General features: G+C 61.8%; 11 protein-coding genes. 9 read left to right on the forward strand and 2 right to left on the reverse strand.

The window, feature by feature from the left end; translation table 11 throughout:
- Positions 1 to 38: 38 nt before the first annotated feature.
- Both GZH79_RS08735 and GZH79_RS08740 read left to right on the forward strand, forming a co-directional pair.
- Positions 39 to 995 (forward strand): glycosyltransferase family 8 protein, encoded by a 957-nt coding sequence (locus GZH79_RS08735; protein ID WP_211643394.1) that lies wholly within the window; start codon positions 39 to 41, stop codon positions 993 to 995.
- 33 nt (positions 996 to 1,028) lie between these two features.
- Positions 1,029 to 1,619, forward strand: coding sequence for an HD family hydrolase (locus GZH79_RS08740; protein WP_211643395.1), 591 nt, complete (start codon positions 1,029 to 1,031; stop codon positions 1,617 to 1,619).
- Between the two features lie 90 nt (positions 1,620 to 1,709).
- Here the strand turns inward: GZH79_RS08740 and GZH79_RS08745 are convergent, their stop codons facing one another.
- Both GZH79_RS08745 and GZH79_RS08750 read right to left on the reverse strand, forming a co-directional pair.
- Positions 1,710 to 2,261, reverse strand: a complete 552-nt coding sequence (locus GZH79_RS08745; protein WP_211643396.1) for an ActR/PrrA/RegA family redox response regulator transcription factor — start codon at positions 2,259 to 2,261, stop codon at positions 1,710 to 1,712.
- Positions 2,262 to 2,312: 51 nt separating this feature from the next.
- On the reverse strand, positions 2,313 to 2,921 hold the full coding sequence (locus GZH79_RS08750) for an SCO family protein (protein ID WP_211643397.1): 609 nt from the start codon (positions 2,919 to 2,921) through the stop codon (positions 2,313 to 2,315).
- Between the two features lie 85 nt (positions 2,922 to 3,006).
- Here GZH79_RS08750 and regB point away from each other — a divergent pair, with 85 nt between their 5' ends.
- The 7 genes from regB to addA all read left to right on the forward strand — a co-directional run bounded on the left by regB (position 3,007) and on the right by addA (position 14,448).
- On the forward strand, positions 3,007 to 4,362 hold the full coding sequence (regB, locus tag GZH79_RS08755; protein ID WP_211643398.1) for a sensor histidine kinase RegB: 1,356 nt from the start codon (positions 3,007 to 3,009) through the stop codon (positions 4,360 to 4,362).
- A gap of 68 nt (positions 4,363 to 4,430) precedes the next feature.
- A complete protein-coding gene (locus GZH79_RS08760; RefSeq protein ID WP_211643399.1) occupies positions 4,431 to 6,032 on the forward strand; it encodes a PAS-domain containing protein in 1,602 nt (533 codons plus the stop codon).
- 40 nt (positions 6,033 to 6,072) lie between these two features.
- On the forward strand, positions 6,073 to 6,537 hold the full coding sequence (gene tsaE / locus GZH79_RS08765; protein WP_211643400.1) for a tRNA (adenosine(37)-N6)-threonylcarbamoyltransferase complex ATPase subunit type 1 TsaE: 465 nt from the start codon (positions 6,073 to 6,075) through the stop codon (positions 6,535 to 6,537).
- Positions 6,530 to 7,477 (forward strand): phosphotransferase, encoded by a 948-nt coding sequence (locus GZH79_RS08770; RefSeq protein ID WP_211643401.1) that lies wholly within the window; start codon positions 6,530 to 6,532, stop codon positions 7,475 to 7,477. The genes tsaE and GZH79_RS08770 overlap by 8 nt, the downstream gene beginning before the upstream one ends.
- A complete protein-coding gene (locus tag GZH79_RS08775) occupies positions 7,474 to 8,157 on the forward strand; it encodes a nucleotidyltransferase family protein (protein WP_211643402.1) in 684 nt (227 codons plus the stop codon). The genes GZH79_RS08770 and GZH79_RS08775 overlap by 4 nt, the downstream gene beginning before the upstream one ends.
- A complete protein-coding gene (gene addB / locus GZH79_RS08780) occupies positions 8,150 to 11,077 on the forward strand; it encodes a double-strand break repair protein AddB (RefSeq protein WP_211643403.1) in 2,928 nt (975 codons plus the stop codon). Before GZH79_RS08775 ends, addB begins: the two co-directional genes overlap by 8 nt.
- Positions 11,074 to 14,448: a double-strand break repair helicase AddA gene (addA, locus tag GZH79_RS08785; RefSeq protein WP_211643404.1), complete on the forward strand. Its 3,375-nt coding sequence runs from the start codon at positions 11,074 to 11,076 to the stop codon at positions 14,446 to 14,448. Before addB ends, addA begins: the two co-directional genes overlap by 4 nt.
- The last annotated feature ends 42 nt before the right edge of the window (positions 14,449 to 14,490 follow it).

Here is a 14,490-nt window from a genome sequence, read left to right on the forward strand (position 1 = left end):
TGTCGTTGTCTGTGTCCGGACAACGCAAAGGAGTAATGGTGCAGCACGTTCGGCCACCCGTCCGCAAGGCGATCATCATCACCTGCGACAACAACCATCTGCCCTATGCCGCCACGGTGTTCCATTCGATCTGCCGGTTTCATCCCGACCGGGATTTTGACCTGATCCTTGCGACCGATGCCGATTTTGCCGTGCCGCCCATTCTGGACGACATGGGCGTGCGCGTTTTGCGAATGACCCCGCCAGACGACATGCAAAAGCTGAAATCCAGCCGTCTGCCACGCACTGCCTATTTGCGCCTGTGGTTGCCACAGCGATTGGCGGGCGAATATGCCCGGTTGATCTATCTGGATACCGATATGTGGTTGCAGCGTAACGGATTGGATCAGCTGTTTGACGCAGATCTGGGCGCACATCCCGTGGGCGCCGTTCTGGAACGCCCGCTGTGGGCCCGACCATACAGGCGGGTGCGTGACCAGCGGCGGCTGAACATGGCGCGCGCGCCATACTTCAACTCTGGTTTGTTGCTGATCGACACCGCGGCATGGGTCAGCGCCGATGTGTTGAATGCCTGCCTGAAGGCGGCAAAACAGCATGGCGACCTGTTTCAGTACCACGATCAATCGTTGCTGAATTATGCCCTGTACCGCAATTGGGCGCAGATCCACCCCAGTTGGAACTGGCAATGGGTGTTCTATCATCCGATGTCAGAGTCGCTGTTCGATCCCGCGCTTTTGCACATTTACGGCCCGCATAAACCGTGGGACGATCCCGAAGGACGGATTCCCGGTCGCGTAAAGGCCGAATTCCGGTTGTTCCTGAACCGCCACTTCCCCGACCGTCCGCAGCGATACGGTCCAATGCAGACCACCCGCAGCAGGCGTTTGACACGGCGGACGCTGCGCCATTTGCGCGACGTGCGTGCCTTTCGCAAATACGTTGCGCGCTTTGCCGACGAATTCTCGACGTTGCATCAATTACATGATGCGTCATGATCCAGCCCAGTTAGAAAACGACAGGATTCCCGAATGAAACAACCCCGCGCATGGCAAAGGATGCTGTCGGGTCGCAGGCTTGACCTGCTGGATCCGACCCCCGTGGATATCGAGGTCGAGGATATCGCCCACGGTCTTGCTTTCGTTGCGCGCTGGAATGGTCAGACGCGCGGCGAATACCCGTATTCGGTCGCTGAACATTCGATGCTGGTCGAAGCATTATTTGAACGGATGGTTCCGTCCGCTCCGGCCAAATGGCGGCTGGCCGCACTTTTGCATGATGCGCCTGAATACGTGATCGGCGACATGATCAGCCCTGTCAAAGCGGCCGTTGGTCCAGGATACGAAGAACTGGACAGCCGCCTGACCGGCGCAATTCATCTGCGGTTTGGACTGCCTGCACAGATCCCTGCAGCCGTGAAAAAACAGATCAAGGCCGCCGATACCGTATCAGCATGGCTCGAAGCCACGCAGATCGCCGGATTTTCCGTTGCAGAGGCGAACCGGATTTTCGGCCGCCAGAAACCAGAGGTGATAGACGGGCTTCAGGTTGCGCTGCGCGCGCCGGTCACTGTCCGGGCCGATTTCGCGGCGCGCACCGCAGCGCTGTTGGCGCAGATCTAACGGACCACTTGGTCAAAATGCGCGTATTTGTCGCACGTTGAACAGATGTTTTCGTCGGCCTGTCACGTTCCGACAAGCTGTTTTTTGCGCTTAACGCGGGCTGCGTTTCGCAAGAATGCGCTGCAACGTCCGGCGGTGCATGCTTAGCCGGCGCGCGGTTTCCGACACGTTGCGGTCACACAGTTCATACACCCGTTGGATATGTTCCCAGCGCACGCGGTCCGCGCTCATCGGGTTATCGGGTGGGGGCGGCAGACCGTCCTGACGCGCCAGTAGTGCGTTGGTCACATCGGTGGCGTCCGCGGGCTTTGCCAGATAATCCGTGGCCCCAATCTTGACCGCGGCAACTGCGGTCGTAATCGCGCCATAGCCCGTCAAAACAACGATCCGCGCGTCGGGGCGGCGTTCACGCAGCTCTTCCACAACATCAAGACCGTTGCCGTCTTCCAGCCGCAGATCGACGACCGCATAGGCGGGGGGGCGCGACGATGCGATGGCTTTGCCCTGCGCTACCGTTTCGGCAGTTTCGACGACGAAACCACGCTTTTCCATCGCCTTTGCCAGACGTTTTACAAATGCTTCGTCATCATCGACCAGCAAAAGCGACGGGTCGGGGCCTAAGTCGAATGTTTCATTGCTCATGTCATTTGCCTTGTAATCTACGAAGTGATGGTAGGACCTCTTGGGTCAGCGTCAATCTATGTTAAGCGCGCACGCGACTTCGTCCGCGATTTGTTCGGCCGGAGTGTTGCGGCGGAAAAAGGTGGCAAATCCGGTGTCCGGCAACATCAGATAGGTAAAAGCAGAATGATCCACGAGGTAGAAATCAGGATCGTCGTCCGCCTTGGCATAATAGACCTTATATGCATCCGCAGCAGCCTTTACCTGTGCATCTGTCCCGGTCAAACCAACCATACGAGGATGGAAATTCGCGGTGTAATCGGCCATGAATTCCGGTGTGTCGCGCGCCGGATCGACGGTGATGAAAACAGGAGTCGCTTCGATCCCGCGGTCATCCAGCAGATCGACAGCCGCGACATTACGCGCGTTGTCGATCGGGCAGACGTCCGGGCAGAAGCCGTAGCCAAAATAGATCAACGACGGCGCGGTGATCACATCTTTGTTCGTAACCTCCGTTCCGGTCTGATTGACAAGCGTGAACGGTCCACCGATCTCTGCCCCGTCGGCGTTCGTGCTGAAACACGACGCCAGATCCTGCCCCCTGCCAAACGTCAGGGACGCCGTCAGCCCGGCAACAGCGGCGATCCCAGCGGCAGAAATAAGCATGGTCGTACGGTTCATCTAGGGGTCCTTTCGAAAGCGTCGCATTGATTGCGCGCCGGGCCAAACATAACAATGGGTCACAACTGCACACATAGGGTCATTCATGGCGCGTTACGATACATCGATTCTCGCGCAGGACGAACGCAGCAACTGGCTGCGGATGCAAACGCTGTTGACCCTGCGGTGGGCTGCGGTCTGCGGGCAGGCCGTCGCCATCATTGTGGCGGTCAGGTTTTTTGATCTGACCATCCCGTTGATGCCCACCATCGCCACGATCGGCGTGGCCGCCGTCACGAACCTGATCACGCATATCAAATACCCCCAGAACAAGCGTCTGTCCGAATCGGAAGCCAGCGCCATGCTGGCATTCGACATCCTGCAGCTTGGCCTGCTGTTGTACCTGACAGGCGGGCTGAATAACCCGTTTGCCTTGCTGATCCTCGCACCCGTCACCATCGCCGCGTCGGTGCTGAACCTTATCAGTTTCGTCGCTTTGGGCGCACTGGCCATCGCCATGATTACCCTGATCGGATACGCATGGATTCCGTTGCAATTACCCGACGGATCGCTGTTGGTGCTGCCGCCGCTTTTTGGCTTTGGCTACCGCGTCGCGCTGATCATCGGTGTGCTGTTTCTAGGCATCTATGCCCGACGCGTCACCACCGAAATGCACAACATGAGGGAAGCACTGCTTGCAACCCAGCTTGCGCTGGAACGCGAACAGAAACTGACCGATCTGGGCGGTGTCGTCGCTGCTGCAGCGCATGAACTGGGCACACCGCTGGCCACGATCAAGCTTGTCAGCAGCGAATTGGCAGAAGAGCTTTCTGACAACGCAGAACTGCTGGACGATGTGCTGCTGATCCGGTCACAGGCCGACCGTTGCCGCGATATCCTGCAATCCATGGGCCGCGCCGGCAAGGATGACCTGATGCTGAAAACCGCCCCGGTCGAAGCCGTGGTGCGCGAAGCCGCAGAACCGCACGTCGACCGCAAGGCTACGGTGCTGTTCGACATCGGGACCGGCCCCGGCACACAACCGACCATCCAGCGCAAACCTGAAATCATCCACGGCATCCGGAACCTGATCCAGAATGCAGTCGATTTTTCCCAAGATACCGTCACCGTCCAGATTTCGTGGACCACAACAGACGTCAGCATCAAAATCAGCGACGACGGCCACGGATTTCCCCAGTCGGTAATCGGGCGCATCGGTGATCCCTATGTCCGCCGCAGACGTCAGGAATTGGATGGATCTTTGCGCCCGGCCTATAACGGGATGGGCCTGGGATTGTTCATCGCCAAGACATTGCTGGAACGATCCGGGGCAACGCTGGATTTCAGGAATGCCCGAGATTCCGGCGCCATTGTCACGGTCAGATGGCCGATGCGGACCTTGGTCGAACCCGATGTCGAAAAACGACCATCCCTTGGAAATAACCCGGTATTTCTTCCCTGAGTTAATTCATTAATGCGCCATTAACCCCTGTTCCGCAGTCTCGACGCAAGCAATCAGGGTGACATGCGATGCTATTCGATTCGGTATTGGCCTTTATGGCCGGCTGTCTGTTTCTGACCGGGATCACTGCGCTTTTCTTTTATACGCGCACCGGATCAGCCGGTGCACTGCAAATGAACAAGGGCCGCGACACTGGGGGACAGGCGCCGGTGTTCCTGTTTGATCGTGATTTCCTGATTGATGCGTCGCCCAGTGGGTCTGCCTTGATCGGGGAATACAGGGGCGAAATGGGGGACCTTGACGCCCTGTTCCATGTTCTGGGACGGCAATTCCCAACCCTGCGCGACGCTGTCAGCACACTGGGCTGGAATGATGAAATGCAGGTCCCGGCCCTGCAGGATGATGCGATTTGCATTCAGTTGAAAAATCAGCACGGCTTGACCCGCATCAGCCTTGAAACAGTACAGATCGACGACAGCGCAGACAGGTTCGGCGCATTGGAACGCGCCGCCCAAGCCGAAGAGCTTCACCTTTTGCGGTCCGTTGCACGGCAATCGCCCCAGTTGATCTGGCAAGAAAGCGTGTCCGGAAACCTGATTTGGGCGAACGCAGCCTATCTGGACTATGCCGAACGGACGCGTCCCGACAGCGGGGACACGGTGCGGGTCTGGCCCGGCACTCGCCTGTTTACCGATTTGCCACTCTCGGCAAACGACGGTGCGGCGCCGTTCCGGGGCAGGCTGTCGGTCCGGCTGCACGGTGAAGCGGTGGAACATTGGTTTGATATCACCGCCACATCGCTGGACGGATCGACGCTGTTCTATGCGAATTGCGCCAATGACACCGTGCGCGCGGAAAATACGCAGCGGGAATACCTGCAAACGCTGGCCAAGACATTCGCGCAGTTGTCGACCGGGCTGGTGATCTTTGACCGCGAACGCAAGCTGACAATGTTCAACCCCGCGTTTATCGACATGTTTGGCCTGCCTGTGCAATTCGTCGCAGCGCGCCCCACACTGGAAGCCGTGCTGGATCGGTTGCGGAACATGCGAATGCTGCCGGAACCAAAAAATTATCTGTCATGGCGCGACCAGTTCCGGGCATTGGATCGCGACGGCGGCGATGGTGCCTATGCGGAACGGTGGGATCTGCCCGACGGGCAAACATTTCGGGTCAGCGGACGGCCCCATCCCAATGGCGCGATGGCACTGCTGTTCGAAGACATCAGCGCAGAGGTGTCGTTGACCCGCCGTTTTCGGGTCGAGATCGAAACCGGGCAATCCGTTCTGGATGCCTTGCCAGACGCCATCGCCGTTTTTTCCGACGCCCAGACGCTGATCATGACCAACACCGCCTATGGCGACATGTGGGGCGAACGCGACAGCGACAAGCTTGATCTTCAGGATTTGCGCGCCGCATTGCGCCGTTGGAAATCGCGCAGCGCACCGTCTGAATTCTGGCGCCAGATCGAAGCGTTCGGTCAGGGTCGCGTGGATCGGCCACGCATCACCGATGAAATCGCCCTGTTGAACGGGCGCAGGCTGCGGGTTGATGCGCGCCCCATTGCATGCGGCATGATGATGGTGCGCTTTCACACCATCGAAGACCGCGCAACGTTGGGCGCGGTCAAAAGCTTGCCGGATCAATCGTCAAAGGCCGTGGGCCGCTGAATGCGCTTGCGGCCCTGCGGACGTGCTTTAGTCTGGCGGCATGTCTGCCCCGCTTGCTGAAATTTCCCTGACCGATCTTGCCGCGACCGATCACTGGGCTGCGCGCTTTGCCGCTGTTCTGACCGCTGGTGATACTTTGCTGCTGGAAGGTGACATCGGCGCGGGCAAGACCGCATTCGCGCGCGCCCTTATCCGCGCACGACTGGGCCGGATGGAAGATGTCCCCTCTCCGACCTTTACGCTGGTGCAGACCTATGACGACGGAACACTCGAAATCTGGCACTGTGATCTTTACCGTCTGACCGCCCCGGAAGAGGTGTTGGAACTGGGCCTGTCCGATGCCTTTGACGATGCGATCTGCCTGATCGAATGGCCTGACCGTCTGGGTGATGCAACACCGGTGGATGCGTTGACCTGCCGGTTTCAGGCCCGCAAGGACGATCATCTGCTGACCCTGTTTGGTCCCGCACCCTGGGCGCAAAGGCTGGACCTGTCCAATGACTGACCGTGCCGCGCGAAAGACCGCGTTCCTGACCCACGCGGGGCATGGCAAGGATGTGGTCACACCGATTGCGGGCGACGCCTCTGCCCGCCGCTATGACCGACTGACTTCAGCCCATGGCGGCACGGTGATCCTGATGGATGCCGACCCCGCCACAGGCGAACGCACGGCCCCCTTTGTCGACATTGCCCGTTACCTGACCGACAGCGGCCTGACCGCGCCGCACATTCTGCACCACGATGCGGACGATGGTTTCGTGCTGCTGTCCGACCTTGGGCACGAAACGCTGGCCGCAGCCGCATCGCGCGCGCCGCAACAGGAAACTGTGCTGTATGATGCCGCGACCGACGTGCTGATCGCGCTGGATCGCCTGCACCCTCCCGCGCTGCACCGCATGACGCCGCAGGTCGGGGCGGACATGGTCGCGATTACCGCCACCGCCTATGCCAACTGCGACCCCGCCCCACTGGTATCCGCCGTGCGTGACGTGCTGGACCGTCACGCACCAGCGGCAGACCATCTGGCCCTGCGCGATTTTCACGCCGAAAACCTGATCTGGCGACCGGACCGCACCGGACTGGACCGGGTCGGCCTGCTGGATTTTCAGGACGCATTCATCGCTCCGCGCGGCTATGATCTGGCATCGCTGCTGGGTGATATCCGCCGCGATATGCCGCCTTCGATCCGCGACCGGGCCGCCTCGCGCTTTGCCGATGCCACAGGCATGACGATGGATCAGATCACGCTGCGGCTGGCGGTGTTAAGCGCCCAGCGCAACCTGCGGATTCTGGGTGTATTCGCCCGCCTGATCGCCAACGGCAAGCCGCGTTACCGCACCATGATGCCGCGCGTCTGGTCGGTGTTGATGCGCGATCTGGGCCATCCGGCACTATCTGACCTGCGCGTAATCGTCCTGCGCGATTTGCCACCAGTCCCCGCATGACACCAACATTCCCCGCCCTTCTGTTCGCCGCTGGCAAAGGCACGCGCATGGCCCCCCTGACCGACGATCGGCCAAAACCGCTGATTCATGTCGCGGGCCGCGCCCTGATCGACCATGCGCTGGCCCTGTTGGACGTGCCCTGTATCGGTCATCGCGTGGTCAACGCGCACTACAAATCCGCGATGATTGACGATCATCTGGCCGGTCGGGACATCGCTGTATCATACGAGGCCGATCTGTTGGAAACCGGCGGCGGTCTGCGCCACGCCCTGCCATTGCTGGGCGCCGGACCCGTCGTGACACTGAACACCGATGCGGTCTGGCGTGGTGCAAACCCGGTCCCGACCCTGTGCGACACTTGGCACCCCCGGATGGAAGCATTGTTGCTGCTTGTCGATAAATCCCATGTCCACGGTCACACTGGCCCCGGCGATTTTGCCCGCGCGGCCGATGGGCGACTGACGCGGGGCCGCGACCTGATCTATACCGGACTGCAACTGACCCGCACGGATCGCCTGCCCGGTATCCCCAATCCGGCCTTTTCGCTGAACATCGTCTGGGACCAGATGATTGCAAATGGCGGGCTTTATGGTCTGGTCTGGGACGGTCATATCTGCGACGTCGGACGACCGGACAGCATCCCGCTGGCCGAATCCTTGTTGGACCGCACCGATGTTTGACCCCAGCGACAGTCCCCGCATGTTCGGTCTGGCTCCCGGCATCGACTTTGCCCGTGGCTTTGTGGCCGGACTGCTGACCCGCACCGATGATCTGGCACAGGCGCGGATCTACGTGAACTCTGCCCGGATGCAACGGCAGGTCAGGGCGGAATTCGATGCAGGCCCGCCCCGCCTGCTGCCCCGGATCAAGCTTGTCACTGACCTTGCATTCGAAGGCGATCTGTCCACCCTTGACGTCCCGGTATCGCCGCTGCGGCGCAGGCTGGAACTGTCCCGCGCAGTCGAAAAACTGATCGACGCGACCCCCGGCCTGCCGCGCGCCGCGCTCTATGATCTGTCCGACAGCCTGGCCGCCCTGATGGACGAAATGCACGGTGAAGGCGTGGATTTCGACACGCTGGCGCATCTGGATATCAGCGATGTGTCGGGTCATTGGCAACAGTCACTGGCGTTTCTGAAACTGCTTGAACCCTATTTCATTGCCGATGCGGCACAACCCGATGCCGCCGCACGACAACGACGCCACATCCTGTCGCTGATCGACACATGGGCCACCACACCACCCGATACGCCTGTAATCGTCGCGGGCTCCACCGGATCACGGGGGGCCACGGGCCTGCTGATGCAGGCCGTCGCGCGCCTGCCGCAAGGGGCCGTTGTGCTGCCGGGTTTCGATTTCGATCTGCCGCAGGACGTCTGGGACGGAATGGCGACCGGCATGACACACGAAGATCACCCCCAGTACCGCTATCGCCGCCTGATGCACGATCTGGACATGACCGCAGCGCAGGTCTTTCCATGGACCATTGATGCACCCCCGACGCCCGCGCGCAATGCGCTGGTGTCGCTATCGCTGCGTCCCGCGCCCGTCACCGATCAATGGCGCACAGCGGGTCGCAGCCTGACCAACCTGCCGGACGCGATGGCGCAAGTCACGCTCGTCGAGGCCGACAGCCCGCGGGGAGAGGCGGAGACGATTGCCCTGCGTCTAAGGCAAGCCGCGGCAGAAGGGACGACCGCCGCGCTGATCACGCCCGACCGGATGCTGACACGGCAGGTCGCGGCGGCGCTGGACCGTTGGGACATCATCCCCGACGACAGCGCCGGTCTGCCGTTGGGCCTGTCACCGCCGGGGCGGTTTCTGGAACATATCGTCAGCGCCTTTGGCCGTCCCGTCACGGCAGAGGCGCTGCTGGTCCTGCTGAAGCACCCGCTGACCAACAACGGTGCCGACCGCAACCAGCACCTGCTGTGGACCCGCGATCTGGAACTGCATTTGCGCCAGGGCGGCCCGCCGTTTCTGACCGCCGACGTGATCGCCACATGGATCGGCAACATGAAAACGCCAAAGTACGGTCTGGCCGGTTGGACCGCTTGGGTCGGTGGCGTCATCGCGGCGCTGGATCACAGCGGCACGCTGCCGATCGCCGATCATCTGGCACAGCACATGGCCGCCGCGACCTTGCTGGCGACCGGCCCAAATGGCACAGACACTGGCGAATTGTTCCAGAAACAGGCCGGACGCAAGGCGCGCGGCGTGGTTGACGCGCTGGCCCGCGATGCCGACGCAGGCAACCCGATGGATACCCGCGATTACGCCGCGCTGTTCCGCGCCCTGCTGGCCAAAGGCAGCGTGCGTGACCGTGACGCCGGACGCCCCGATATCCTGATCCTTGGCACGCTAGAGGCGCGGGTCGGCGGTGCGGAACTGGTGATACTTGGCGGGATGAACGACGGGATCTGGCCACCCAGCCCAACCCCCGATCCATGGTTGAACCGCCCCTTGCGCGCACAGGCCGGGTTGCTGCTGCCGGAACGCCAGATCGGGTTGTCTGCGCATGACTACCAACAGGCAGTCTGTGCCCCGCATGTCTGGATCACGCGGGCGCGCCGCGATGCCGATGCCGAAACCGTGCCGTCGCGTTGGGTGAACCGTCTGACCAACCTGCTGGCTGGCTTGCCGGATGGCGATGGCCCCACCGCGCTGCAAAACATGCGTAACCGGGGCAATGACTGGCTACGTCAGGCGGCACGTCTGTCACAGCCCGACGCCCCGGTCGCGCGTGCGCTGCGCCCTGCCCCGCAACCGCCCGTGACCGCGCGGCCCTCCAAAATCTCTGTCACGCAGATCAAAACGCTCTACCGCGATCCCTATGCGATTTATGCCCGTAAGGTCCTGAAACTGAACGCCCTGAACCCGCTGACGGCGGATGTCGACGCCGCGCTGAAGGGCGATGTGTTCCACAAGATACTGGAACGCTTTGTCGACACCCGACAGCCTGCGGCGGACCCCACAGCATTGCACAGACTGCTGACGCTTGCGGATCAAACTTTGGCCGAAATGTGCCCCTGGCCAACGGTGCGGCTGCAATGGCGCGTGTTGATGGACCAGATCGCGCCGCAATTCCTGCATCACGAAACCGCGCGTCAGACGGCGGGCACCCCAATTGCGACAGAAACTTGGGGCGACATCGTCGTGCCCGGCCCGAACCTGCAGTTGAACGGCAAGGCCGACCGGATCGACGCCGCGCCCGACGGCCGCGCGTTGATCTACGATTACAAAACGGGCCGCTTGCCATCGGTCAAGGAACAGGGGCTGTTCGACAAGCAGCTGCTGGTCGAGGCCGCGATGATCGAACGCGGTGCTTTTGCCGCCGTCGGTGCACGTCCTGTCCAGGCCGCCGAATTTCTGGGGATCAAACGCGGAATGCCGACAGTGCGCGCACCGCTGGACGATCACCCACCCGATGTCGTCTGGTCGCAGCTGATCAAATTTCTGACCATGTGTCAGGCGGCAGACTGGCCCTATACCGCGCGACGTGCCCCGCAGCGCGTGACCTACGACAGCGAATATGACCATCTGGCGCGGCGTGGCGAATGGACGGACGCGGATAAATCCGTGCCGCAGGTGCTGACATGATCCGCGATCAGGCAACACAGCGGCAAGTCACAGCCGCCGATCCCCACGCGTCGACTTGGCTGTCAGCGAACGCAGGGTCGGGCAAGACCCGCGTGCTGACCGACCGCGTGGCGCGTTTGCTGCTGGAAGGCGTCAGCCCACAGAACATTCTGTGCCTGACCTATACCAAAGCCGCCGCCGCAGAGATGCAGAACCGCCTGTTCAAACGTCTGGGCGGCTGGGCCATGCTGGACGACACCCCCCTGCGTGATGAATTGCGAACGCTGGGCGTGACACAGGATATCGGTGATCATGACCTGAACCGCGCCCGCACGCTGTTCGCCTCTGCCATCGAAACGCCGGGTGGTCTAAAGATCCAGACGATCCATTCGTTCTGTGCCAGCATCCTGCGACGTTTCCCGCTCGAAGCGGGGGTCAGCCCTGATTTTCGCGAAATTGACGACCGGTCCGCCGCGTTGATGCGCGCCGATGTGATGGACGCGCTGGTGCAAGGCGATGCCCGCGCGGTCGTGGTGGATGTGCTGCGCTATTTTACCGGGGCCGATCTGGACGATCTGGTCAAATCCATTGCCCAATCACCCGATGCCTTTGCAGATCAGCCGGATCTTGCCGCACTGCGCGACACGCTGGACCTGACGCCGGGGGCCACACCGGATCAACTGGTCGCGGATATCCTTGGCCCCGATGGATGCGAGATCATCCGCGATCTGATCCCCGCCCTGCGGACAGGTGGCGTCAACGATAACAAGGCCGCCGATGCCCTGTCCCTGATCGATCTGGCAGCGCCATGTGTCCGCGATCTTGAAACGCTTGAAGCCGTGTGCCTGACCAAATCCGGGGCCAACCCGTTCACTGCCAAGATCGGCAAATTCCCGACCAAGGCGGTGCAGACCGCGCATGCCGACCTGACCGACGCGCTGAACGGGTTGATGGAACAGGTGGAATTGGCACGCGGCACGCGGCTGGCGCTGATGACGCTGGACAGATCGGTGGCGCTGCATCGCTTCGGCCATGTCTTTACCCGTGCCTACCGCGCGCAGAAAACGGCGCTGGGCGTTCTAGATTTCGACGACCTGATTGCCAAGGCGCGGACCCTGCTGGCCGATCCGCTGGTGTCGGAATGGGTCTTGTTCCGGCTGGATGGCGGTATGAACCACCTGCTGGTGGACGAGGCGCAGGATACATCCCCCGCGCAATGGGACGTGATCCGCCACCTGACGCGCGAACTGGTCAGCGGCGAAGGCGCGCGCGCCGACGAGGGGCGCACGATCTTTGTCGTGGGTGACGTGAAACAGTCGATCTATTCATTTCAGGGCGCTGACCCACTGGAATTCCAGCGGATGCGCGATCATTTTGCCACCGGCCTGACCGACAGTGACGCGCCTTTGGCCGTCAGCACGCTTGAACATTCGTTCCGGTCCGCCCCGTCGATCCTGCGGGTGGTCGATCAGACCTTTGTGCGTGACCGGGCCGATGCCTTGGGCGGGGACGTGCGCCACCTTGCGTTCAAATCCGACATGCCCGGCCGCGTGGACCTGTGGCCGCTGATCGAACCGTCAGACGACGATGCCGACGCCGAAGGCGACTGGACCGAACCGGTGGATGAAGTCAGCGAAAGCCACCACATGGTCCGCATGGCCGAACGGGTGGCGGGCCAGATCAAACGCATGATCGCGGACGAATACCTGCCGGTCGAAATCGACAATACCGGCACATACGATCATCGCCCTGTGCGGGCGGGCGATTTCCTCATCCTCGTACAAAGCCGTCAGGGCCTGCTGTTCCCCGAACTGATCCGTGCGTGCAAGGTTGCGGGTCTGCCCATCGCCGGTGCCGACGTGCTCCGCGTCGGCGCGGAACTGGCGGTCAAGGATATTGCCGCCGTCCTGCGTTTTCTGGCGTTGCCAGAGGATGATCTGTCGCTGGCTGCCGCGTTGAAATCGCCACTGTTCGGCTGGTCGGAACAGCAGCTATTCACGCTGGCGCATCACCGTCCCGACGGGCAATTCCTGTGGCAGACGCTGCGGTCCGACCCCGCGTATCAGGCGACCCATGATGTGCTGACCGGTCTTCTGGACCGCGCCGATTTCCTGCGGCCCTATGATCTGATCGCGCGGTTGCTGGTGCGCCATGACGGACGCCGCAAACTGCTTGCCCGTCTGGGGGCAGAGGCAGAGGACGGGATCGACGCTCTGCTCGCACAGGCGCTGGCCTATGAACGCGACGGCGTACCCAGTCTGACAGGTTTCATCGGCTGGATGGATGCCGACGATCTGACGATCAAGCGGCAGGTCGACGCGCAGGGCGATCAGATCCGGGTGATGACTGTCCATGGCGCAAAGGGTCTGGAAGCGCCCATCGTGATCCTACCCGACGCCAAGGAGCGTGCCGAACTGATCCGGGGCGACGTCCTGCCGGGGCAGCCGCCGCTGTGGAAACCGATCAAGGCTGATATCCCCCCCGCCATTGAATCCCGGCTGGATGCCCTGACCGACAAACAGGCGCGCGAACGACTGCGGCTGCTATATGTGGCAATGACGCGGGCGGAAAAATGGCTGATCGTTGGATCTGCAGGCAAACCCGGCAAGGACGGCACAGGTTGGTACGATCTGGTCGCCGAAGGCATGGAACATGCTGGTGCCGCGCTGGATCAGGCGGGTGATCTGGCGATCCAGCGCGTCTGCAATGGTGACTGGCGCAGCGGTACGATGCGAGCCGCCACCCACGACGCTATGCCAGACACGCCGCCACTGACGCTTGGCCCGATCCCGCCCGCGATCCGGGTGCCGACGCTGTCGCCGTCACAGATGGACGGTGCAAAAATTCTGCCCGGCGATCCGTCCAACGATGACGTGGACACGGCCATGATGCGCGGCACCCTGATGCATCTGCTGCTGGAACATCTGCCCGCACAGCCCGCCAACGACCGCCGCGCGGTCGGGCAAACCCTGCTGGCGTCTTATCCCGGTGCCGACGACGTGCCGACGGACGGGCTGGTCGACGACGCGCTGGCGCTGCTGGACGCGTCGCATCTGTCGCATGTCTTTGACGGCACATTGGCAGAGGTCGGGATCACCGCCGCCCTGCCCGGTCTGGACGGTCGCCGGATCAACGGCACCATCGACCGGTTGATCGTCACAAACGACACCGTGACGGCGGTTGATTTCAAAACGAACCGTCTGGTTCCCGACGATCCCGCACACATTCCCGAAGGTCTGTTGCGGCAGATGGGTGCGTATGCCGACGCGCTGGCGCTGATCTATCCTGCACATCAGATCAAGCTGGCGATCCTGTGGACGGCGACCGCGACGCTGATGGATGTGCCGACCGATGCGGCGCGGACCGCCCTGTCACGCCAGTCTGTCGCTTGACGCGGGGCGTGGGCGTTCATAGGTTCCATCCCTGACACTGAC

Origin of the sequence: Loktanella sp. SALINAS62, assembly GCF_018263905.1 — a bacterium.
GTDB lineage: Bacteria > Pseudomonadota > Alphaproteobacteria > Rhodobacterales > Rhodobacteraceae > Loktanella.